The following is a 21,720-nucleotide window of genomic DNA, read 5'->3' on the forward strand; positions in this document are numbered from 1 at the left end:
CGCGCTCTCAATAGGGGTCGATTGCGTCGCGCAGGCCATCGCCGAGCGCATTGAACGCGAAGACGGTGATCAGGACGAACAGCACCGGAGACAGGATCCAGGGATAGGAGCCGATCACCGAGAAGGTGCCGGTATCCTGCAGCATCAGCCCCCAGGAGATCAGCGGCGGCTTCACCGCAAAGCCGAGGAAGCCGAGGAAACTCTCGAGCAGCACGACCGTCGGGATCGCCATGGTGACGGCGACGATCAGGTGGCTCGAGACATTGGGCAGGATGTGGCGGGTAATGATGCGCGCATCCGACGAGCCGACGGCGATGGCCGCCCGCACATATTCGATGCGGGCGAGCGACAGCGTCTTGGAACGCACCTCGCGGCTCAGTTGCGCCCAGCCGAGCACCGCCATGACGCCAATGACGAAGGCGATGAAGACGTTGGAGGGCGCGGTGACCGGGATCAGCGACGTCAGCGCCAGGTAGAGCGGCAATTGCGGAAAGGCGAGGACGAACTCGACGAAGCGCTGGATCCAGATATCGGTGCGGCCACCCAGATAGCCCGAGGCGATGCCGACGAGCGTACCGATCACGGTGGTCATGGTCACCACGGCGAGGGCAATGGTCAGCGAGATCTGCGAGCCGACGATGCCGCGCGAAAGAATGTCGCGGCCGAACTTGTCGGTACCGAGAAAATGGATCGGACGGCCATCGGTCGAACCGAAGAAATGCAGGTTTGTCGGAATGAGGCCGAGCAGGTTGTAGCTATGGCCGGCAACGAAGAAGCCGAGCGTCGTCGGGTTGGACCGGTCCGGGCCGTTGAGCGGCTGGAAGGTGATCGGATCGAGCTCGCCGCTCTCGACGATCGGATAGACGAAGGGCAGCAGGCTGAAGCTGCCGTCGGGCGCCTGGAATTCGATATGGTCGGGCGGCGCGAAGCCGATATCGGTGCGCTTGGGGTCCATCGGCGCGAAAAAATCGCCGAACAGCGCCAGCACCAGCAGCGTCACCACCAGCACCAGGCCGATCATGCCCATCACCGAGCGCCGGAAGCGGCGCCAGACCAGCGTGGCATAGGTTTCGTTGCCATGGGCATGGCGCAGCTGCGGCTCGTGCGGCGCCTCTTCGGCCGGCGTCGGCATGGGGCCGCCGCCGACATCGGTGGGCAGCGGAATGGCGGAGCGTTCGTCGAGCTTGCTCATTGGTCACCGCCTCCCAGCCGTACCCGCGGATCGAGGGCGACCAGCAGCAGATCGGAAATGATGTTGCCGATGATCAGCGTCACGGCGAGCACCAGCATGAAGGTGGCGGTGACATAGACGTCGCCCACTGCCATCGAACCGACAATCGCCGGGCCGACCGTGGGCAGGCCGAAGACGATGGCGACCTCGATTTCACCGGTCAGCATGTAGGGCAGCACGACACCCTGATAGGCAACCAGCGGATGCAGCGCATTGGGCACGGCATGCTTGAGGATGACGGCGCCCTCCCCCAGGCCCTTGGCCCGGGCCGTCTCGACATACTGGGCGTTCAGCACGTCGAGCAGGTTGGCGCGCATGACACGCATATTGTAGGCGAGGCCGCCGAAGGTGGCGATCAGGATCACCGGCCAGACATGCTGGACGAGATCGACGAACTTCTCCCAGCTCCAGGGCGCACCGCCGTAGCGGGACGAGAAGAAGCTGCCGATCTCCTGCACGTTGAGCTTGAAGGCGAGCAGATAGATGATGATCAGCGCCAGGAGAAACCTGGGCACGGTCATGCCGAGGAACGACAGCACGCCGAGCGAGGTATCGATCCAGGAGTATTGCCGCGTGGCGGCGATGATGCCGAGCGAGATGCCGATGATCGAGGCGAGGATGTGACAGGTCAGCGCCAGCATGATGGTCCGCGGCAGCCGTTCGCTGACCACATCGCCCACCGGCTTGTTGTAGTAGAGCGAATGTCCGAAATCGAACTCGGTGACGATGCCCTTCATCCAGTTCAGGTACTGGATCGGCAGCGGATCGTTGAGGCCGTTGGCCACACGGTAGGCCTCGGCCTGCACTTCGGCCTCCTCGGCCGTGGCGCCGCCCTGGTTCATCAGCATCGAGCGGATGTAGTCACCATAGTCGCCCGGCGGGGCCTGGATGATCGCGAACGTGACGACGCTGAGCACAATCAGGATCGGCACCGCAGCGGCCAATCGCATCACAAGAAAGCGTAGGATCTGGATCATCGGGTATCTCGCGCGGGTGGGGTGGCGAGGGAGCAGTGCCCCCTCGCCGCTGGTTCAGCTGGTGGCTACATGACGCCAGCCGAGCCGGGCGCACCCGGGAGGGTTTCGGGATGCAGTTCGTAGTCTGCCTGCTTGTCCTCGGGCACGTAGACGCGCTCGCGGATGATGTTGTCTTCGGCCCAGTTGAACATGAAGATCGGAGCACCGGCGGGGATATTAGCGAACCGCTTGTTGATGATCAGGGCGCCCGGATACTGCGTCAGGCCGATGCCGTTCACGTTCTCCGTATAGAGCTTCTGGTACTGCTTCATCAGGTCGGCGCGCTCCGCGGCATCGTTGGTGGCGATGAACGCGTTGACCACATCCACCATCTCCTGCTCCCACGGCAGCAGGTCGAGCGTGTCGTCTGTACCAGCGCGGTGATGCGCGGAGATGCGCGGGCCGGTGGGCGCGAGCGCCACAGTGCCCTGGACCACCGAGATCAGTTCCGAACCGTTGCGACGGATCGTCCAGTCGAACTGGCCCGACTGTTCGGTCGCGTCACGCTGCGTACCGGCAAGCGTGTTCGGAATGACCCGGAGACCGAGCCGTTCCATCTGCGCAACCACGCCTTCTGCCAGCGACTTGTCGGTCTGGTAGTCGGCATTGGCGAGCACGGTGATCTCCACGTCCTTGCCACCCACTCCGGCGGTGTCGGCGGGGAAGTTCACGATGCCGTTGCCGTCGGTATCGACGAGGCCGATCTTGGCCAGCAGTTCCTTGGCGCCGTCGAGATTGTACGGATAGTACACCGTCGAAGCCTGATCGTAGTAGGTCGTGCCGGCATAGAGGCCGCCCGGATAGATGGCAGTGAACGGGCCCTTCACGAGGCTGTCGCCCAGGGCCTGACGGTCAAGCGCCGAGGTGACGGCGAGGCGGAAGTCGAGGTTGCGGTTGAGCTCGCGCACGGCCTGGGCACGCGCATCCGGTTCGCCCCAGCCATTGCCGGAGAGGTTGGGATAGAGCGTGTAGCCGATGGTGCGGGCACCGAAGGCGAGACGGGCCGGCGCGGAGGCCTCGGCGGAGCGCTTGAGCGCTTCGACATAGCTTTCGGCCTGCTCGAGATTGGAGAAGTCGCCAGTACCGGCAACCGCCTGCACGTCGCGGTCGGCCCAGGTGGAGAGGCGATACTCGAGTTCGTCGAGGTAGGGCAACTGGTTGCCCTGGTCGTCGACCTTCCAGTAGTAGGGATTGCGGCGCAGCACGACGATGTCATCGGCGCGGTACTCGACCGGCACCCAGGCGCCCATCACCGGAATATTCATGTATTCGGGCGGGAAGGCGTTCTTGTACTCGTCGTAGGTCTGGCCCGACTTGTACTTGGGATGCTCGGGCTTGAGGATATGAGCCGGGCCTGGGCAGAACGTGCCATAGGCCATCTGGTAGATATACTGGGCCGGGAAGGCATCCTTGAAGGTCCAGACCAGCGTGTAGTCGTCGGTCGCTTCAAGCGTCGTGCCGACACCAAAGGTCTCGGGCGTCGCGCCGTTGAGCGGCGACACGTTGGGATCGAGGACATTGTCCTCCCAGTAGAACATGGCGTCCGCGGTGGTGAACGGCATACCGTCCGACCACTTGGCGCCCTCGACCAGATGCATGGTCAGCTTGTGACCGTCTTCCGACCATTCCCAGCTCTTGGCGAGGTTCGGCATCGGCGCCAGTTCCTCGGCCTTGATCTGGAACAGCGGCCCGGTGCGGGTCAGACACTCGGACATGCCGATGTCGATACCGCCCCAGCCCTGCGACTGGCCGGCGGAATAGTTCCAGCCTTCCGGCCGGCCGCCGATGACGTGACGCATCACGTCGCCATAGACACCGACGCCGTCGGGCATGTTGGAGGTCTTGTAGACCATGGGCTCTTTCGGCAGGCGCTCGGCCACCGGCGGCAGCTTGCCGGTATCGACATATTTCGACGTCACCCAGTCGGGCTCGTGGTACTCGGGCAGGGCCTTGTACTCGAGAATGTCGCTGACGCCGACGAAGTCCGGCGTGCCCTGAGCATCAAATGTCGGCGGGTCGGGCGGGGTCGTCGGCTGAACCATCTGGGCTTGCGTCGCCAGCATGGAAACGCCGAGAAAAAGTCCTGCCCCGCCAAGGGCATATAGGTGTTTGCGCATGATACCTCCCTGTCACCGGACAGCACAACACGTGCCGGGAACAGGCCTCCTCGCCCACTCTCCGCTGTCCGAACAGGCTGGATGCTAGTCCTTGCGGAGACGGCAGCAATGCGGTTATCTGGATGAGTTATTCCGGTTTCTAAAGGTCAGAAGCCATGACGCACGTACCCGGCAAGAATAGTCCCGTGAGCTCCGGCAAGTCCGGCACGGCGCCGCGACCGGTGCCGCGTCCCGATCGCCAGTTCTACGCCAAGATGTCGGCTTTCGGCCGCTTCGGCGTGCGCTGGTTCGACCCGCAGCTGATGCCGGCCGAGCATTTCCACGGCCATATCGAGATGAACTGGCTGACGGCCGGCAGCATGGAATACGTGATCGACGGGCACCCGGCCACGGTGCCGGCAAACCGGCTGGTGATGTTCTGGGCCGGCATCCCGCATCGCACCATCAGTGTCGATCGCGGACCGGGCGATGATGCGCGGCAATGCAATATCTACCTGCCGCTGGATTCGTTCCTGCACATGCCCAACCTGGGCCGGCTGACCGAGACGATGATGGGCGGCGGCGTCATTGCCCTGCCCCTCGACACCATCGGCAACGACACGCTCAGACGCTGGTACGACGACTACCGCCGCGGCGATGCAGAGCGCGCCGACATCCTCAAGTCGGAGATCGCGCTGATGCTGCGCCGCGCCGCAGTCGATGGCTGGGATGAGTTGCTGCCGCCATGGATCGAGGCGGTGACGCCGTCGACCAAGGGCGCCACGCCGCTGCGCTATGTGGTGGCGATGATCAAGCATATCCTCGAGCATCTCGCCGATCCGCTGCGGGCCGAGGACATCGCCAAAGTGGTCGGGCTGCACCCCAACTACGCGCTCAACCTCTTCACCTCGGTCATGAACGTCTCGATCCACAAGTTCGTGGTGCGCATGCGGCTGATCCGGGCGCGCTCGCTGCTGTTCGAAGGCAGCCTGTCGATCGAGAACGTGGCCTTCCAGAGCGGCTTTTCAGCCCTCAGCCAGTTCTACGAGCAGTTCCGCAACGCCTACGGCATCACGCCACGCCAGATGCGCGCCAACTACTTCCACCAGGTCTAGCCGTTCAGGCCACCAGCCGCGGCCGGCGGGCGGCGGGTGAGCCCTTCTGGGTCAGGAACTCGACAAAGCGGTCGATCTCGATCGGCCGCGAGACGAGATACCCCTGGACGAAGTCCACCTGCTCGGTGGCCTTGATCAGTTGCAGCCGCTCTTCGCTCTCGACGCCTTCCACCGTGACGCGGTGGCCGGCGGAGTGGATCATTTCGATGGTGTGCAGCAGCATCCGGCTCATCAGGCTGCCATCGGGCGACATGGCGAACGAGCGGTCCAGCTTGACCCCCTCGAGCGCCAGCGTCGCCAGGTTCTGGATATTGGAGTAGCCGGTGCCGAAATCGTCGAGATAGGTCTTAATGCCGTAGCGGCGGAGCTGCTCGATCTCGTGCTGCGCCCGATCGGCCTCGAGGTGGTCGCTCTCGACGATCTCGACCACCACGCTGAAGCGATCCGGTAGGTCCTCGAACCGCGCGAAGACATCGCGCAGCCATTTGGCGTCGAGATCGGCCGGGAAGATGTTGAAATTGACCTGCAGCTTGAGATGCGGCGGCAGGCGGGCCGACAGTTCCTCGTAGGCACGGTCGACGACATAGCGCGTCAGTTCGCGGCCCAGCCCGTAGCGCTCGATGGCCGGCAGGAACTGATCGGGAAACACCGTACTGCCATCCACATCGCGCCAGCGCACCAGCACTTCGCAGCCGGAAATATTGCCGCTGGCGAGCGAGAGGATCGGCTGGTAGGCGCAGATAATGCTGTCGCGGTCGAAATGCCGGCGGAACCGCGCGTCGAACGACCAGAAGCGACGCAGGAAATTGTGGATCTGGTCGCTGATGCCCAGGGCGATGACGGCGCAGATCGCGATGGCGAGCGCAATGTTGGAAACGTTGGCGGCGAGGATGGCCGAAAGCTTGCCGGTCAAGGCCACGCTGACGTCGCCGACCGTGGGCCGCTGGATATAGGCAAAGGCGCCATTGGCCAGCGGCAGGATATCGGACCAGGCGCCCGCCTGCCGCGCCGTTGCATAGACTCCCAGCTTGCCGTTCTGGTGCCAGTAGCTGCCGGTCGAGGTGACCGAGACCACTTCGTAGTCGAGCCATTCGGTCTTGAGCGCCGGAGCAGTCTGGGTCGGGACAACGATGGCGAAGTCGCCGAACAGGGCGATGTCGCCCCTGACGCCGGGACGCCCGACAAAGTCGAGCGACCGGGCGTACCACACCATGGCACCGGTGGCGCCCGGGCGGCTGTCGGGTTCACCCAGGTCATAGGGTGCAAAATCGAGATCGACCGAACACCTGGCGATGCCACCCGGCGCATAGAGGAACTCGTTGAGTCCGTCGGGCAGAAAGGCGATCTCGCGCAGCTGCGCATGAAACTGCGGCGAACAGGGTTCGGCCGTCAGCCGCCGCTGCATTTCGCCGATGGTATTGATCACCCCTTGCCGCAGCCGGATGTGGGGATCGATGGCGACGCGGGCCTCGCTCATCATGGTCTGATTGACCTGGTAGATGAAAAATCCGGTCGCGCCGAGCAGCGTCAGAACAAATACGGCAACCCACAGCACAAATCCGAGCAGGCGTACATGCGACTGCCGGATCAACAATGTGATGAAGTTCGCCATCCGCCTACCCGTTTTTCTTAGGCTCATTCAGCAATGACGGTCCTCAATAACGGGTTAATTCGGAGCAGGATGTGATCGGAACCTTTTGGCCGACTGAGTCATTGGAATAGAAACCTACATTTCCAGCAGAGGAGAAGCGTCTTGGTCTTCGATTCAACAAAGGCGCGGGCTGGCGGGCAGAGCCACTTCACGCCCATGGAAATTGCGCATCACACGCTCTTCACGGCACGCGAGAAGCTTGATCTGCTTCATGAAATCAAGGCCGAAGTCACCGGCGCCGCGCCCAATACCGACGATCTCGGCTTTGCGCCGGAAGAAGTGGACGACGCCATTTCCGAGGTGCGGCTCCGTGCGCAGCGCGGCGAACAGACACGCACCGTCATCTGGGGAGACAACTGATGGCCGCCGACAGCAAGACTGAACATGATCGTCACAAGGGTGACGCCAAGGTCGACTTTCTGGTCGACGAGAACGGCTACGAACTCGACGTCGCCGATGACTCCACAGTCCGGGGTACCGGCAATGTGCGGCGCAGCTTCGGCGCAACCTCGCCGAGCAACTGGTGGCGCATCGGCCTGATTGCTCTGGGGGTCGTGGCGCTGGTCATCCTGCTGCTGCAGATGCTCAACGGCGTCCCCGGCACGGACGTGCAGCCTGGTACGCCGGTCGCGGCGCAGCAGGACCCGGCACCCGCCCAATAGTTTTCAAAAGCAAAAGGCCCGGATCGCTCCGGGCCTTTGTCTTGTCTCCATGCCGAAGCGGCTCAGCCCTGAATGGGCGAGAGCTGGATTTCGACGCGGCGGTTCTGTGCCCGGCCGGCCTCGGTGGCGTTCGAGGCAATCGGGTCGGTCTCGCCACGGCCTTCGATGAAGAAGCGACGCTGGTCGACACCCTGATTGGCCAGCACGGTCGCCACGGCCACCGCACGACGCTGGCTGAGGTCCTGATTGTACTGGTCCGAACCGGACGAGTCGGTGTGGCCATAGACGTCGACCACGGTCTTGTTGAACTTCTTGAGCACCAGGCCAACCGACACCAGCGTCTCGTTGAACTGCGGCTGCACCGTCGACTTGTCGACGGCGAAGGTGATGTTGGACGGCATGTTGAGGATGATCTGCTGGCCGACGCGGGTCACCGAAACGCCGGTGCCCTGCAACTGGGCGCGCAGTTCGGCTTCCTGCTGATCCATGTACGACCCGATGGCAGCGCCCGACAGGCCACCGATGCCGGCGCCGATCAGCGCGCCGACGCGCGGGTCGTTACCGGTGGCAGCGCCGGCGATGGCACCCAGAATGGCACCGCCGCCCGCACCGACCAGCGCACCGCCGGTGGTGTTGGAGACCTGGCTGGCGCCGGTATAGGGATTGGTCGAGGTGCAGGCGCTGAGCAGCAGCGCTGCCAGACCGGCCATTATCACCTTGGATTTCATGTAGTCGTCCCCCATGAGGTTTGCTGGCGCGTTTCTTAACGCTGATTGCGGCAGCACGGTGACTGCAGCGCCGGCCTTGTGCGGCAATCTAGCCGTGTGCCCAACCACCGTCGACAACGAAGTCCTGCGCGGAGATCATCTTGCTGTCGTCGGCGGCGAGAAACAATGCCATCCGGGCGATATCAACCGGGTAGAGCCGCCCCTTGAGTGCCTGCTGCTCGTCGATCAGCTTGTTGGCGGCGTCATCCACCCAGTGGGTCAGCTGCCGCTCGGTCATGATCCAGCCGGGCACCAGCGTATTGACCCGCACGCCATGCGGTCCGACGTCGCGCGCCAGCGAGCGCGACATGCCGTGCATGGCCGCCTTTGACGCCGTGTAGGCGGCGAGATTGCCGACCATGATCATCCAGCTGATCGAGCCGAAATTGATGATCGAGCCCTTGCCGGCGGCGATCATGCCGGGCAGCACCGCCTGGGCGGCGAAGAAGGAATGCTTGAGATTGACCGAGATCGCCCGGTCCCAGAATTCCGGGGTGACCTTGTCCCATTGGTGCCGTTCGTCATGGGCGGCGTTGTTGACCAGGGCCAGCGCCGGGCCGTGCTGACCCTCGAACCCGGCAATCGCGGCGCGATAGGCCGCGATGTCGGTGACGTCGCACTGGGTAAACATGGCGGTCTGGCCCTTGGCCTGCAGCTCGGCGGCCAACGCGTGGCCCGCTTCGGCGGCAATATCGACAAAGCCGACCTTGCTGCCCTGCGCGGCAAACTCGCGGACCAGGCCCTCACCGATCCCCGAGGCACCGCCCGAGATGATCACCGGCGTACCGTCGAGGCTGGGATAGCTGGCAAAGGTCGAGGTGGTCATTTTCAAACTCCGGAAACGGGAAAGGCGGGCAAGGGCTCCTAGCGCAGCCGTTCGGCTCCGGCAAGGTCACGCCCGTGCGGCGAGACAAGGCCCCGCCCGGCGGTGCCGGACGGGGCCTTGTCAGATCGGGTCGCTGTCAGGCGGCTTCGTCGTCCACAATCTTGCGGCCGGTCGGCGCAATGTCCATGGCCTCGATCTTGTCGAGCAGGCTTTCGATCTTGCCGACATTGGCGATGTGCCGCTCCTCCATCGAGAAGTTGAGCGTCACGTAATCGCGGCCGGGGCAGAACGTGCAGATATTGGCGGCGGGGTGCCAGGCACCGCAATAGATCGGCTCGACCATGCCGTGGGTCATCGGACCATAGGTGCGATGCGGCGGGACCAGCGTGAGCACGATGTGCATGCCGCCGTTGAAGCGCCAGAAGCGCTTGCCGGGCAGTCCCTTCCACATTGAATTGAGTCGCCGCAGCATGCTGAACATGCCGAGCATGACGCTCTGGAACTTGCTGAGGTCCTTCTGTTCGATGCCGGCGACCGTGTCGTCGATCATCCGGGCATATTCGACGAAATCGTCGAGCACCTTGAACTTGGCCTGCAGCGCCCGGACGCGGAAGAAGTCGTCATCGGTCTCGAGCCGCTTGCCGTCGAGCATGGTGTAGGCGGCGCCGATCACCTTCTTGCTCATGTACTTGTCCGGTCCCTCGCCATTGAGCGCATGGGTGACGAGGGCGAAATAGAGCGAGCGCTGGCGCACGCCGAGCTTGTTGGCGAGCAGGCGCAGGCGATGCCGCTTCAGCGCCAGAGTCTTGAAGCCCCAGGGCTGCTCCTTGGGCGCAAACAGGTTGGCCATGACCACATACATCCAGGTCATGCCCCAGCCCTTGAGCGTGCTGGAGATCTTCGACCCGAGCGAGACCTTGTTCTGCTTGTCGGACATGACGCCATGGCTGGCCGACTGCGAGCGGGTCAGCAGGGCAGAGTCCGATCCCTCGAGCAAAGCGTGGCTGGAGCGGACCTGAATGATCGAGGCGCGGCCTTCGGCATCCGGACCGCCCTTGCGCACGGCGGCCATGACCCGGAACAGCGGCAGATCGTTGCGATCGAAGATATCGGTCGATTTGGACAGCCACTTGTCGGGATAGCCCTCGAAGTCGTCGACTTCCTCGACATCGGTAATGGCATCGAGCAGATGCTTGGGGAAAGGCTGGCCCGGGCGGGCGCCAACGAAGCCGTGGGTCAATTGCGGTGCAAGTGCCACCATATCGGCAACGAGGTTGCCAATAGAGTCCTTGGTAAAACTGGTCTGGCTGAAGGCCGTGAAGAACACCGTGTCCCGGGCCTCATAGAGAAACCACTGAAAGTCGGTGAAGAGCGCCTGCGGATTCTTGCTGGTGGCGGCGAGTGCCCGCTCCAATGCCTCGGCATGATCGCTGGCAAAGCTGGTCGACGAGAAGCTTTTCAAACGAGATCCCCCATTCCCTTGTTCTTTTGTTCACCATTACCGGGCGCTCTTGCCCGGTCAACTGGTTCCGTTGTGCGCCGTTAATGCGGCCGCGGCGCGTGTCCGGTCCGTCACAGCAGTCACTGCGACCCATCAGCGCCCTTCAGCCTGAAGCCAGGATGAACATACGCGGCCCCGATGTGGAAATGTCACGCTTGTGGCATCAGCGCTTTCCCCCGGTTGGCAGGCGGCCTCGGCTTGATTAGGATGGTTCTAGATTGATGCGCAGGACTGTCGTGGGGACAATCACTTAGCCGAAGCGCGCGGCATCTTGACCTATATCAATGTCGGCTGGCGGGGATTAGTTACGGTCCTCGTACTCAAGGGCCAGCGGCGGTGCCGCAAGATGAGACGAGACCAATGGATTATCGCGGAATCTTCGAAGACGCTGTGGATGCACTTCGGCAGGAGAAGCGCTATCGCGTCTTTGCCGACCTGGAGCGCATAGCCGGACGGTTCCCCCGAGCGCTGTACCGCGACAGTTCGGACAATGCCCGCGAAATCACCATCTGGTGCTCCAATGACTATCTGGGCATGGGACAGCATCCGGTCACCATCGCCGCGATGCAGGAAACGGCCGGCAAGCTCGGCGTCGGTGCCGGCGGCACCCGCAACATCTCGGGCACCAACCGCCCGCTGGTCGAGCTCGAGCGGTCGCTCGCCGACCTGCACCGCAAGGAAGCGGCGCTGGTGTTCACCTCGGGCTTTGTCTCGAACGAAGCGGGCATCTCCACCATCGCCCGGCTGCTGCCCAACTGCGTCATCTTTTCCGACCAGCTCAACCACGCCTCAATGATCCAGGGCGTGCGGCAGTCGCGCATGGAAAAGAAGATCTTCCGCCACAACGACGTCGCGCATCTGCGCGAGCTGCTGGCGGCGGTCGACCGCAAGCGTCCCAAGCTGATCTGCTTTGAGTCGGTCTATTCGATGGACGGCGACGTGGCGCCGATTGCCGAAATCTGCGACCTCGCCGAGGAATTCGGCGCCCTCACCTATATCGATGAAGTGCACGCGGTCGGCATGTACGGCCCGCGCGGCGGCGGCATGGCCGAGCGCGAAGGCCTGATGGATCGCATCGACATCATCGAGGGCACGCTGGCCAAGGGTTTTGGCGTCATGGGCGGCTATATTGCCGCCAACCGCGCCGTCATCGATGCGGTGCGCTCCTACGCGCCCGAGTTCATCTTCACCACTGCCCTGCCCCCGGCCCTCTGCGCCGCGGCACGCGCCTCGATCGAGCATCTCAAGGTCTCGAGCGACGAGCGGCGCCAGCAGCAGCGCCAGGCACAGCTCACCAAGGACATCCTGACCGATGCCGGCCTGCCGGTGATGCCGACCAGCACCCACATCGTGCCGCTGATCGTGGGCGATGCGCGGCTCTGCAAGGCGGCCAGCGACATGCTGCTCGAAAAGCACAACATCTATATCCAGCCGATCAACTACCCCACCGTGCCCAAGGGCACCGAGCGGCTGCGCATCACGCCGACGCCGCTGCACGGCGACGAGATGGTGATCGAGCTGCGTCATGCGCTGGTCAGTGTCTGGGCCTCGCTCGAACTGCCGCGCGAGCGGCCCGAGGCCAAGATCACGTCGGACAAGCTCAGTTCCGGCGATCTGCTGCTGCCCACCAGCGGCGGCTGAGTTTGATACATATCAACATGGGGCCCGTCGCGATCTCCTAGCGTCCATGAAGGACTGCAAGGGAGACTGCCATGACCTCTGTCATCGTCTACGATAGCATCTTCGGTAATACGGCCACCATCGCCAAGGCGATTGCTCCGCCGCTGGAGTCGCGCGGCGCCGTCCGCCTGATCCCGGTGGAAGAGGCTGGCGCGCTCGATCTGAGCGATGTCGACCTGCTGGTGGTCGGGTCGCCGACACGCGGCTTCCGGCCCACGCCGGCCATCGCCGAATTCGTCGCCGGGCTGGTCCCGCCGCAGCACGCCCTGCGGGGCGCCGCCTTCGATACCAGGCTCGATCCCGAGGACGTCCACCCGGCGCCACTGCGCTGGGTGGTGCAGGCCGGCGGCTATGCGGCCGATCGCATCTCGCAGGGGTTGCGCGAAAAGGGTCTCGACATGGCCCCGGATGCGGGATTTCTGGTCGGCGGTGCCGAAGGTCCGCTCAAGCCCGACGAGTGCGAGCGCGCTGCGGTCTGGGCCTCGACGCTGACGGTCTGATCCTGCCGGCCTAATCGGCGACCGAGGCTAAGCGCTGCGTGGTTTCGGCCGCCGTCCAGGTCTCGTTGCCGCAATGCGGGCAGGCGCCGCCGCTCTGCGACAGCGTTCCGCAGCGCAGGCAGGCGCGCAGTCCGGCGTGGACTTCAGGCGGACGGCTCACCTCCCAGGGCGGCACGATGGCGAGGCCCGGATGGTCGTCGGCCGGGCGACGGAACACCGTCAGGCGGCCGTCGGCCTCGATATAGGCATGCGCCACCTGCCCGAGCTGGTCGATGCCGTTCTGGCGCAGTTGCTGGAACAGCTCGCTGGTGCCCAAGGTCGAGGTCTCGAGAAAGCTGCGGCAGATGACGCCATTTGCCACCACCTCCTCGGGCTTGCCGTCGATGATGCGCTCGGCCCGGGTGAAGCGGGCGATCAGCACATCGAGACCCTTGTTGGCAAATACCACGATGGTCACCACCAGCAGTGCATGCAGCAACGGCACGTCGGGGTAGAACATCGGGTCGCCGACGGCCGAGCCGAGGGCGATCACCAGCAGGAATTCGACGGTCGACAGTTGCCCGATGGTGCGGCTGCCCAGCCAGCGCAGCAGCGCCAGCGCATAGGCATAGGCATAGGCATAGGCATAGGCATAGGCATAGACGATCACCGTGCGAACGACGATTTCCAGCAGGAACAGCGGCGGCGCATCACCCAGAAACAGGCGCTGCAGATCGAACGGGACGACGGAGTCCATAAGCTCACCAGCAGGTTGCAGGGCGCTGAACGTGCGTGCCCCGCACCGCGTTCCCTGCTCAGCCGGTCAGCACGATCCGCATCAGGTCGGCGGTGTTGCGGGCGCCGAGCTTTTCCATGATCCTGGCGCGGTGCACCTCGATGGTGCGCGGCGAGATGCCGAGCTCGCGCCCCGCTTCCTTGTTGGACTGGCCGTTGGTGATCAGCTGCAGCACTTCGCGCTCGCGCGGCGTCAGCTGGTCGAAGCCGCGCATCTCGAGCGGCCGCTTCCCGCCCTGCACGGCGCCCAGATGCACATCGAGACGGAGCGCCTCGTTGACAGCGGCGACCATGTGCTCGTTATCGATCGGTTTGGTCAGCACGTCGGACGCACCGGCCTTCATGGCGTTGACGGCGCGGTCGACGTCGGGCTCGTTGCCGATCATGAACACCGGCACGCCGGTGCGCATCGACTTGATCCGTCGCAGCACGGCGAGCCCGTCATCACGGCCGATGGCGAAGTTGAGGATCGCCACGTCGGGACGGCGCCGCTCGCTGGCGGCAAAAAAAGCCGAGGGTGTCGACCGAGAACGCCGTCTGGAACCCCTCGAGCCGGAACAGCACGCTGAGCGCCTCGCAGGTCGCGGGGTCCGCATCGACGATGTGGACCAGCCGGTCGCGATTGAGAAATGCGTGATGGTAGATGTCGTCTGCCAAGCTCGCCTCCACTGGACGGCAAGCAGACGTTCAGCGCCAGCCAGTCCGACCTTAGTGTGCAATAGGTGTTCTCGCTGTGCGTGAGAACCTGTACGTAGACGGAATTACCTATTGATAGGTCTACCGGCAGCATATTGTACTTCGCGTACCCAGCCGTGCGAATCGGTGGTATGAATGAGGCGCGCGGATGGATTTCGCGGTGGTGACCCCATCCGCGCGTTGACCAGCGGCTACCCTTCGGCCGCCCGGGCGGAGAAGTTGATGGTCTCGATACAAGCCTACGTCGACGACTCGCGAAGCGACTACGGTGAGCAGCGGCTTGTTCTGGCTGGGTATATAAATACCGCAGAGTGCTGGGGACGGTTCTCAGATGCTTGGTATGCGGAGTTGCGTAGATCGCCGGCGATTGACTATTTCAAGATGGTGGAAGCTGCTGGACTGCGCGGGCAATTCGGCGGGTGGTCGATCACCGATCGGGACAACAAGGTCCACGATCTGGCAAGGATAATCCGTCACTTTAAGCCCGCAACCATCCACTCTTCAGTCAGCCAGCGACAAGTGCGCGAGATCATCCATCCCGTAGCGCCATATGGGCTTAGGGATGCCTATGCATACGCGTTTGAAGCGCTTGTCATCCCGGTAGCTATCCACCAGGCACGGCGAAAAAAGGAGCTGATGCAAGTCCCGATAGATTTCATCTTCGACAACCAAGATGGGATGGGAGAGAGAGCTCGGGATCTCTACAAGGCCATCCGCATGCAGCAAGAGAAGGCCGTTATGGACGTCCTGTCGGTCGAACCGATCTTCCGTGACGACAAGCTAGTTATGCCGCTTCAAGCAGCCGATATGCTTGCGTGGCACCTACGGAAGCATTTTGAGAGCGGAGAGCCCGAAAGGTTTATGATCCCGGACTTTCTTAGCGCGACCGGCGAACACATGGCGATGGACTTGGAAGAAGAACACCTGCGGCGTTTTGCGGATGGGTTCGCCAAGGTTCCGGGCGCTGCGATCCTTGCCGAAAAAGGTAGATGGCGCCAACATCAGAGGGAGATGAAGCGCCTAGGCCTTCCTGTCTACGTCCACCCCGGTACGTTTAGGCGGGAGCATTTGGTCAACCGCCTCAAGAAATTTCTCTCCCGTCTCTTCGGCAGAAAGTAGCCGCGCGGTCTCGATGAACCGCGCGGACTGCTCTTTTTGGCTAAGTGGCTTTGCCTTTTCGGGCTTTACCTTTTGGCCGGTATTTCGAGGGGCGCCAGACGCCATAGGGCTTCTCACCTTGCACTAGTCGTTTGATAGGTGAGCCGCTTACCAACCACGCCGTCAAGGATCGCAGCGGCACGGCTCACGTCGCCAATGCCCAACGCTACGCGCGAATTGTGCCGGAAATCAAACTCAGCGAGATAGCGGTGCAGGTGCTTCTCGTCGCAGTGCTGATAGGTCCCGCGCATGCCGCGCTTGAACACCGAGAAGTAGCTCTCGATGGTGTTGGAGTGAATAACCGCACCGTCCACATAGCGCACGTATTCCTTGGCGCTATGGGTGGTGCTCTGGTGGTCGGCAAAGGTCTTGCCAACTTCGGTGTAAAGGCGGCTCTCATCGGTGTAGAGAACGCTCTCGGCTTTGATGTTCTGAGTGACTAGAGCCGCCACGTTGACCTTGGTAGCCTGTGCGACGTGGAAGGTGCGAACCGAACCGCCACGCTCCACCAGACCGAGGATCGCATTCTTGTTGGAGAGGCTGGTGCGACCGCCCTTGAGGTACGGACGGCCCTTGCGCTGAGCGGACGGCTGCGGGTCTTTCACCTTGCCGAAATAGGTCTCGTCAGCTTCCACAACTTGGCCCTCGCCACCCATCGGGCCAAGCCCACCAGTGCGCATGGCTTCGCGGATACGGTGCGACATGAACCACGCGGACTTGAGGGTCACGCCAAGGGTCCGGTGAAGCTGGTTGGAACTGATGCCCTTCTTCGATGAGGCCATGAGGAAGATCGCCTGCAACCAAAGGTGCAGGGCAATGTGGCTGCTCTCAAAGATGGTGCCAACCTTGACGGTGAACGGCTTGCGGCAGGCGTAGCACTTGCGCACGCCCATGCGGGTGCTCTTGCCCTTGAGAACGCCAATCTTGCCTTCGTCGGCATTGCCGCAATGCGGGCACGAAACGCCATTCGCCCAGACCCGCGCTTCAACAAAAGCGAGAGCGGCGGCTTCGTCGTGGAAGTGGGCGGCGGTCAAGACGGACATGGCGGTATCTCCTTGTCCCCATTCATAGACTCAGCGTTTGGGTACGTCAAGTATAATATGACGTCTACCGGCCTATTGCAAGCAAAAGCAAGTGGAAAAATTTCCTATCCCTTCTAAAACGAAAGCCGGCGCCTGAAATCGGGCGCCGGCTTATAATCATCAGGGCCGCTCTACTGCGAGCCCAAGTGATATCGTTTTACTTGGCAGCGGGTTTGCGCGCCACCGGCTTCCTTGCGGCTGCCGGCTTCTTGACAGCGGCCGTCCGGCTCGCAGCCCGCGGCGCTGCCACGGCCTTGCTGGCTGGCTTCTTGGCAGCAGGCTTCTTGGCAGCCGCAGGCTTTTTGGCGACCGCAGGCTTCTTGGCGGCGACCGGCTTGGCGGCAGGCTTTTTGGCCACGACCGGCTTCTTGGCTGCGGCCGTCTTGGCGACCGGCTTAGCCACCGGCTTGGACTTGGCGACCGGCTTCGGCGCCGCCTTGGCTGCAGCGGGCGTCTTCACAGGTGCCGGCTTCTTGGCAGTTGCCGGCTTCTTGGCTACGGCAGGCTTCTTGGCTACCGCAGGCTTTTTGGCAGCAGCGGACTTGGCCGCCGGCTTCGGAGCAGCCTTGGTCACAGCGGGCTTCTTCGCTACGGCGGGCTTCTTGGCGACCGCAGGCTTCTTGGCCGCAGCGGGCTTTGCCACCCTGGCTGCCGGCCGGGTCACGGCCTTGGCGGCCAGTGGCTTGCTTGCCGGCGCCGGCTTCTTTGCCGTCGCGGGTTTCTTGGCGGCAACCGGCTTCTTGGCGGCTGCGGTCTTGGCCACAGCAGGTTTCTTGGCGGCTGCGGTCTTGGCGGCCGGCTTCGGAGAGGCCTTGGCGACTGCCGGCTTCTTGGCGACGGCAGGCTTCTTGGCAGCGACGGGCTTCCGGGTCACGGCAGCCTTGGGAGCCGCCTTGGCAACCGCAGGCTTCTTGGCCACAGCGGGCTTCCTGGCAACCGCAGGCTTCTTGGCGACGGCAGCCTTCTTGGCGACGGCGGGCTTGGCTGCGGCGACCTTGGCTGCGGCCGGCTTCCTTGCGGCAGCGGCCTTTGGAGCAGTTGCCTTGGATGCGGTGACCTTGGGGGTAACGGCCTTGGCAGCACCGGTCGCGGGCAGCATGATCTTGGGCGCGGCCGAACGGCTGGCGGGCTTCGGAGCGGCCTTGGCCGCAGTCCGCACCGGTGCCGCCTTCCTGGCAACTGGCGCCTTCACGGCAACCGGCTTGCGGGCGACAGGCTTGCGGGCACTCGGCTTGGCTGTCGTCTTGGCTGCAGTCTTGGCAGCAGGCTTGGCAGCGAGAACCTTGGGCGCAGCGGTGCGGGCGGCCGGACGCGGCGCAGACTTGGCGGCGACCCGGACCGGTGCCGGCTTCCTGGCGGCAGTCGCCTTTGCGGCGGCCGGCTTGCGCGCGGCAATCGGCTTGCGAGCGGTGGTCGCCTTGGCTGCAACCGGCTTCTTGGCCGCCACGGGCTTCTTGGCCACAGTTGCCTTCTTGGCCGCTACAGTAGTCTTGGCGGCAGGCTTGGCTGCAACGGACTTCGCTGCCGGCGCCTTGCGCACGGCCGGCTTCTTGGCCGCAACAGCCTTGGCAGCAGCAGGCTTCTTGGCCACAGCAGGCTTCTTGGCCACAACAGGCTTCTTGGCAACAACAGGCTTTTTGGCAGTTGCCGGCTTGGCCACTGCGGGCTTCTTGACGGCTGCGGTCTTGGCCACTGCGGACTTGGCCGCCGGCTTGCGAGCCACAGCCGGCTTGGCAGCCGCCTTGGGCGCAGCGGTCTTGGGCGCAGCGGTCTTCGCGGCAGCCTTAGGCGCAGCGGCGGCCTTGCTGACTGGCTTACGCGCTGCCGGCTTCTTGGCAGCGGGCTTCTTGGCCGCGGGTTTCGCGGGGGTAGCCTTGGCGGCTACGCTGGGGGCTTTCGGGGCGGCCATGGCCATCGTCTTGGAGCCACCCTGGGCTTTGATCGCATCGCGGATTTCAGTGAGCAATTTTTCCTCGGTTGTTGGAGCGGGAGGTGCAGCCGGCGCGGCCGCGTCTTGTCTGCGCATCTGGTTGACTGCCTTCACAACAAGGAAGAGTACGAAGGCCACTATGGTGAATTTTACTACGGCATTGATGAACAGGCCGTAATTGAGCGTCGGGATGCCGTTCTCCTGGGCGACGGTTACTGAGGGCACAGCAACATTGCCGGGGTTGTTCAGCACGATAAAGAGATTGGAGAAGTCGATACCATTCAGGACCAGCCCGAGGAGCGGCATAAACACATCATCGACAATCGATGAAACAATCGCTCCGAACGCTGCGCCAATAATGACGCCGATAGCCAGGTCGAGCATGTTGCCCTTGAGAGCAAAGTCACGGAATTCTTTGAACATGGACCCCTCACGATTGCCGGGTGCAGTCTCGGCTTGACTCTGTAGGGATACTCAAAAGTGGTTTACAATTCGCAAACAACTTTAACCACGCAGGTATTGCCGCTCCGTTGCATGCGTGACCGCGACTATCGACTCTCTTGCCGCCCGACAGCGCAGGCCGGATACTATATGGAGACTCCGTCGAGCCCTCAGAGACCCGTATGCCCATGACTGCGAACACCGCGGACGCCGAGAACAGCCTCCGCAAAGCTGTCGAGGTCATGCCCCAGGGTCTGGCGGTGTTCGATGCCGACCTGCACCTGGTGGCATCGAACGCACGCTATCGCGACCTGCTCGACCTGCCGGACCGTCTGCTGCAGACCGGGGTGGCGCTTTACGACATCGCCCTGTTTCTGGGCCGGCGCGGTGACCTGGGTGAGGGCGAGCCGTCGCTGCTGGCGATCCGGCGCGTCGAGTCCCTGACGCAGAGCCCGTCTTCGGTCAGCCAGCGGATGGGCGCGCGCGGACAGGTTCTCGAGTTCCATTCCGCCCGGCTCGATGATGGCGGACTGGTCATCAGCTTTGCCGATGTCACGGCGCGGGTCGAGGCGGAAGCCGAACTCGAAAAGATCAATGACGCGCTCGAAGGTCGCGTCGAGGAACGGACCGCGGCGCTGACCCGGGTCAATTCCGAGCTGGAGAGCGCCCGCGCCAAGGCCGACGCCGCCAATCGCGACAAGACGCGGTTTCTGGCGGCCGCCAGCCACGACCTGTTGCAGCCGCTCAATGCGGCGCGTCTTTATACGGCGACGCTGATCGAGCGGGCCGGTGGCACCACTTTTGTCGATCTGGCCAATGCCATCGAGGCCTCGCTCAACGCGGTCGAGGAGATCATGTCGGCACTGCTCGACATTTCGCGCCTCGACGGCGGCAACCTGAAACCGACGCCGACGGCCTTTGCCCTGCGCGACCTGTTCAAGAAGGTCGATGTGGAGTTCCAGCCCATGGCGCGCGCCCGCAATATCGAGCTGCGCTTTGTCGGCACCACGCGCGCCGTGCTGGCCGACCGCGCCCTCGTCGCCCGCGTGGCGCAAAACCTTGTCTCCAACGCCGTCAAATATACCCGCCCCGGCGGGCAGGTGGTGGTGGGTTGCCGGCTGCGCGGCCAGCGCATCCGCCTCGACATTGTCGATACCGGCATCGGCTTCAACCGCGACCAGCACGCGCTGATCTTTGCCGAGTTCTCGCGACTCGAGCACGGCGCCCGCATGGCGCAGGGGCTCGGCCTCGGGCTCTCCATCGTCAAGCGCCTGGTGGCGGCGCTGGGTCTGACGCTGGAGCTCGACAGCACCGAGGGGCGCGGATCGCGCTTTTCGCTCTATCTTCCGGCGACGCGGCTGCCGCGGGCCGCAACCGAAGGCGGCCCCCTGGCCGAACCGGTCTCCATCCTCGCCGGGCTGCGGGTGCTGTGCGTCGACAACGAGCGGACGATCCTGGATGCCATGGAGGGCCTGCTGGCCGGCTGGGGGGTGGATGTGCGCTCGGCCCGCTCGCTCAAGGATATCGACCGCGACCAGCTGCTTGTCGGCTGGCTGCCCGATCTGGTGCTGATGGACTATCACCTCGACCAGACGTCGGGTCTGGATGCCATCGAATGGCTGCGGCACAATGTCGGCGGGCACCTGCCCGCGGCGCTGGTCACCGCCGACCGCAGTCCGGCGGTGCGGACGCTGGCCGAGGAGCGGCACATCGCCGTCGTCACCAAGCCGGTCAAGCCCGCCGCCCTGCGCGCCGCGATCAGCGGCCTTGCCGGCCAGCGGCCGCGTCAGACCGCTTCGCGTCCCGGCGACAGCAGCGCTTCGAACTGACCTTCCTCGATGCGGGCCGCGGCGATCACCGCCTGGGTGCGGCTGTCGACGTCGAGCTTTTGCAGGATGGCCGAGACATGCGCCTTGACCGTCGCCTCGGAGATCGAGAGCTCGTAGGCGATCTGCTTGTTCATCAGGCCATCGCTGAGCATCATGAGTACGCGGACCTGCTGCGGCGTCAGCGAGGATAGCCGACGCATCAGGGCAGAGTGATCGTCGCCGCTGGCAATGTCGATATCCTCGGGAACGAACACCTCGCCCGACAGCACCGTCTCGATGGCACGGCGGATTTCCGGCGGACCGATCGACTTGTGCAGATAGCCCGAGGCGCCCAGTTCGAACGCCCGGCGGATCACGCCGCTGTCCTCGACGGCGGAAATGATCGCCACCGGCACATCGGGATACTGCGCCCGCAGCAGCAGCAGGCCGGAAAAGCCGCGCACGCCCGGCATGTTGAGATCGAGCAGCACGAGATCGCAATCGCGGTCGGCCTCGAGCGCCGCATTGAGCTCGGCCAGATCCCCCGCCTCCTCGATGTCGACGGACGGATCGCCGCCGGCCAGGGTCTGCTTGAGGGCGGCCCGGAACAGGGGGTGGTCGTCTACGATGATGATGCGGCGTCTGCTCATGACGTCATCCTACCAGCCCCCGGCAGCGTTTTGTATCCCACTTATGAACTGTAATTGGGCCGGCGCGCAGCCAGGATGTTGCAAAATGCACGGGTGCTTAACGTCATCTTTACCATGCTTTCCCAAGAGTAGGAGG

At 63.8% G+C, this 21,720-nt stretch carries 19 protein-coding genes and 1 pseudogene; 7 read left to right on the forward strand and 13 right to left on the reverse strand.

The window, feature by feature from the left end; all coding sequences use genetic code 11:
- Positions 1-7: 7 nt before the first annotated feature.
- From AC0L4C_RS00755 to AC0L4C_RS00765, 3 genes are all read right to left on the reverse strand, one after another.
- Positions 8-1,132 carry an ABC transporter permease gene (locus tag AC0L4C_RS00755; RefSeq protein ID WP_473403571.1) on the reverse strand — a complete coding sequence of 375 codons (1,125 nt, stop codon included), beginning with the start codon at positions 1,130-1,132 and terminating at the stop codon, positions 8-10.
- 56 nt (positions 1,133-1,188) lie between these two features.
- Positions 1,189-2,199, reverse strand: a complete 1,011-nt coding sequence (locus AC0L4C_RS00760) for an ABC transporter permease (RefSeq protein ID WP_473403572.1) — start codon at positions 2,197-2,199, stop codon at positions 1,189-1,191.
- 74 nt (positions 2,200-2,273) lie between these two features.
- On the reverse strand, positions 2,274-4,364 hold the full coding sequence (locus tag AC0L4C_RS00765; RefSeq protein ID WP_473401608.1) for an ABC transporter substrate-binding protein: 2,091 nt from the start codon (positions 4,362-4,364) through the stop codon (positions 2,274-2,276).
- Between the two features lie 155 nt (positions 4,365-4,519).
- Here AC0L4C_RS00765 and AC0L4C_RS00770 point away from each other — a divergent pair, with 155 nt between their 5' ends.
- The gene (locus tag AC0L4C_RS00770) at positions 4,520-5,458 is read left to right on the forward strand and encodes a helix-turn-helix domain-containing protein (RefSeq protein WP_473401609.1); all 939 of its coding nucleotides are present in this window, start codon (positions 4,520-4,522) and stop codon (positions 5,456-5,458) included.
- Between the two features lie 4 nt (positions 5,459-5,462).
- Here the strand turns inward: AC0L4C_RS00770 and AC0L4C_RS00775 are convergent, their stop codons facing one another.
- Complete coding sequence (locus tag AC0L4C_RS00775) at positions 5,463-7,070, reverse strand: EAL domain-containing protein (protein WP_473401610.1); 1,608 nt, start codon at positions 7,068-7,070, stop codon at positions 5,463-5,465.
- A gap of 141 nt (positions 7,071-7,211) precedes the next feature.
- Between AC0L4C_RS00775 and AC0L4C_RS00780 the strand changes: the two genes are divergently transcribed.
- Together AC0L4C_RS00780 and AC0L4C_RS00785 are read left to right on the forward strand one after the other, a co-directional pair.
- The gene (locus AC0L4C_RS00780) at positions 7,212-7,469 is read left to right on the forward strand and encodes a hypothetical protein (RefSeq protein ID WP_473401611.1); all 258 of its coding nucleotides are present in this window, start codon (positions 7,212-7,214) and stop codon (positions 7,467-7,469) included.
- Entirely contained in the window at positions 7,469-7,771 is a 303-nt protein-coding gene (locus AC0L4C_RS00785; RefSeq protein ID WP_473401612.1) for a hypothetical protein, read from the forward strand. Before AC0L4C_RS00780 ends, AC0L4C_RS00785 begins: the two co-directional genes overlap by 1 nt.
- Before the next feature lie 62 nt (positions 7,772-7,833).
- Here AC0L4C_RS00785 and AC0L4C_RS00790 read toward each other — a convergent pair whose 3' ends face one another.
- The 3 genes from AC0L4C_RS00790 to AC0L4C_RS00800 all read right to left on the reverse strand — a co-directional run bounded on the left by AC0L4C_RS00790 (position 7,834) and on the right by AC0L4C_RS00800 (position 10,826).
- Positions 7,834-8,499: a YiaD family glycine zipper/OmpA-like lipoprotein gene (locus AC0L4C_RS00790; RefSeq protein ID WP_473401613.1), complete on the reverse strand. Its 666-nt coding sequence runs from the start codon at positions 8,497-8,499 to the stop codon at positions 7,834-7,836.
- A gap of 88 nt (positions 8,500-8,587) precedes the next feature.
- Entirely contained in the window at positions 8,588-9,364 is a 777-nt protein-coding gene (locus tag AC0L4C_RS00795) for an SDR family NAD(P)-dependent oxidoreductase (protein ID WP_473401614.1), read from the reverse strand.
- Between the two features lie 136 nt (positions 9,365-9,500).
- On the reverse strand, positions 9,501-10,826 hold the full coding sequence (locus tag AC0L4C_RS00800; protein ID WP_473401616.1) for a hypothetical protein: 1,326 nt from the start codon (positions 10,824-10,826) through the stop codon (positions 9,501-9,503).
- A 399-nt stretch (positions 10,827-11,225) separates the two neighbouring features.
- On the opposite strand from AC0L4C_RS00800, the gene hemA reads away from it, so the two are divergent.
- Both hemA and AC0L4C_RS00810 read left to right on the forward strand, forming a co-directional pair.
- Positions 11,226-12,506, forward strand: a complete 1,281-nt coding sequence (gene hemA / locus AC0L4C_RS00805; protein ID WP_473401617.1) for a 5-aminolevulinate synthase — start codon at positions 11,226-11,228, stop codon at positions 12,504-12,506.
- Positions 12,507-12,577: 71 nt separating this feature from the next.
- A complete protein-coding gene (locus AC0L4C_RS00810; RefSeq protein WP_473401618.1) occupies positions 12,578-13,045 on the forward strand; it encodes a flavodoxin family protein in 468 nt (155 codons plus the stop codon).
- A gap of 10 nt (positions 13,046-13,055) precedes the next feature.
- Here the strand turns inward: AC0L4C_RS00810 and AC0L4C_RS00815 are convergent, their stop codons facing one another.
- The 3 genes from AC0L4C_RS00815 to AC0L4C_RS00825 are packed head-to-tail and all read right to left on the reverse strand — an operon-like array spanning position 13,056 to position 14,476.
- Positions 13,056-13,781 (reverse strand): DUF421 domain-containing protein, encoded by a 726-nt coding sequence (locus AC0L4C_RS00815; protein ID WP_473401619.1) that lies wholly within the window; start codon positions 13,779-13,781, stop codon positions 13,056-13,058.
- Positions 13,782-13,839: 58 nt separating this feature from the next.
- On the reverse strand, positions 13,840-14,295 hold the full coding sequence (locus AC0L4C_RS00820) for a response regulator transcription factor (protein ID WP_473401620.1): 456 nt from the start codon (positions 14,293-14,295) through the stop codon (positions 13,840-13,842).
- Positions 14,264-14,476 carry a hypothetical protein gene (locus AC0L4C_RS00825; protein ID WP_473401621.1) on the reverse strand — a complete coding sequence of 71 codons (213 nt, stop codon included), beginning with the start codon at positions 14,474-14,476 and terminating at the stop codon, positions 14,264-14,266. The genes AC0L4C_RS00820 and AC0L4C_RS00825 overlap by 32 nt, the downstream gene beginning before the upstream one ends.
- A gap of 174 nt (positions 14,477-14,650) precedes the next feature.
- Between AC0L4C_RS00825 and AC0L4C_RS00830 the strand changes: the two genes are divergently transcribed.
- On the forward strand, positions 14,651-15,634 hold the full coding sequence (locus AC0L4C_RS00830; protein WP_473401622.1) for a DUF3800 domain-containing protein: 984 nt from the start codon (positions 14,651-14,653) through the stop codon (positions 15,632-15,634).
- Between the two features lie 113 nt (positions 15,635-15,747).
- On the opposite strand, the gene AC0L4C_RS00835 is transcribed toward AC0L4C_RS00830, so the two are convergent.
- Together AC0L4C_RS00835 and mscL are read right to left on the reverse strand one after the other, a co-directional pair.
- Complete coding sequence (locus AC0L4C_RS00835) at positions 15,748-16,716, reverse strand: IS1595 family transposase (protein ID WP_473401623.1); 969 nt, start codon at positions 16,714-16,716, stop codon at positions 15,748-15,750.
- A gap of 1,966 nt (positions 16,717-18,682) precedes the next feature.
- Positions 18,683-19,108: pseudogene (gene mscL / locus AC0L4C_RS00840) on the reverse strand (large conductance mechanosensitive channel protein MscL); the annotation flags it as partial.
- A gap of 206 nt (positions 19,109-19,314) precedes the next feature.
- Between mscL and AC0L4C_RS00845 the strand changes: the two are divergent.
- Complete coding sequence (locus tag AC0L4C_RS00845) at positions 19,315-20,955, forward strand: hybrid sensor histidine kinase/response regulator (RefSeq protein ID WP_473401624.1); 1,641 nt, start codon at positions 19,315-19,317, stop codon at positions 20,953-20,955.
- Here the strand turns inward: AC0L4C_RS00845 and AC0L4C_RS00850 are convergent.
- Entirely contained in the window at positions 20,913-21,584 is a 672-nt protein-coding gene (locus AC0L4C_RS00850) for a response regulator (protein WP_473401625.1), read from the reverse strand. The genes AC0L4C_RS00845 and AC0L4C_RS00850 overlap by 43 nt on opposite strands.
- Positions 21,585-21,720 lie beyond the last annotated feature (136 nt).

Source organism: Devosia sp. J20-27 (assembly GCF_055808595.1).

Excerpts from the sequence above, each read along its gene's own strand:
- AC0L4C_RS00755 (WP_473403571.1), bottom strand. The coding sequence starts at position 1,132 with ATGCCGACGCCGGCCGAAGAGGCGCCGCACGAGCCGCAGCTGCGCCAT.
- AC0L4C_RS00765 (WP_473401608.1), bottom strand. The coding sequence starts at position 4,364 with ATGCGCAAACACCTATATGCCCTTGGCGGGGCAGGACTTTTTCTCGGC.
- AC0L4C_RS00770 (WP_473401609.1), top strand. The coding sequence starts at position 4,520 with ATGACGCACGTACCCGGCAAGAATAGTCCCGTGAGCTCCGGCAAGTCC.
- AC0L4C_RS00775 (WP_473401610.1), bottom strand. The coding sequence starts at position 7,070 with ATGGCGAACTTCATCACATTGTTGATCCGGCAGTCGCATGTACGCCTG.
- AC0L4C_RS00785 (WP_473401612.1), top strand. The coding sequence starts at position 7,469 with ATGGCCGCCGACAGCAAGACTGAACATGATCGTCACAAGGGTGACGCC.
- AC0L4C_RS00790 (WP_473401613.1), bottom strand. The coding sequence starts at position 8,499 with ATGAAATCCAAGGTGATAATGGCCGGTCTGGCAGCGCTGCTGCTCAGC.
- AC0L4C_RS00795 (WP_473401614.1), bottom strand. The coding sequence starts at position 9,364 with ATGACCACCTCGACCTTTGCCAGCTATCCCAGCCTCGACGGTACGCCG.
- hemA (WP_473401617.1), top strand. The coding sequence starts at position 11,226 with ATGGATTATCGCGGAATCTTCGAAGACGCTGTGGATGCACTTCGGCAG.
- AC0L4C_RS00810 (WP_473401618.1), top strand. The coding sequence starts at position 12,578 with ATGACCTCTGTCATCGTCTACGATAGCATCTTCGGTAATACGGCCACC.
- AC0L4C_RS00815 (WP_473401619.1), bottom strand. The coding sequence starts at position 13,781 with ATGGACTCCGTCGTCCCGTTCGATCTGCAGCGCCTGTTTCTGGGTGAT.
- AC0L4C_RS00830 (WP_473401622.1), top strand. The coding sequence starts at position 14,651 with ATGAGGCGCGCGGATGGATTTCGCGGTGGTGACCCCATCCGCGCGTTG.
- AC0L4C_RS00835 (WP_473401623.1), bottom strand. The coding sequence starts at position 16,716 with ATGTCCGTCTTGACCGCCGCCCACTTCCACGACGAAGCCGCCGCTCTC.
- AC0L4C_RS00845 (WP_473401624.1), top strand. The coding sequence starts at position 19,315 with ATGACTGCGAACACCGCGGACGCCGAGAACAGCCTCCGCAAAGCTGTC.
- AC0L4C_RS00850 (WP_473401625.1), bottom strand. The coding sequence starts at position 21,584 with ATGAGCAGACGCCGCATCATCATCGTAGACGACCACCCCCTGTTCCGG.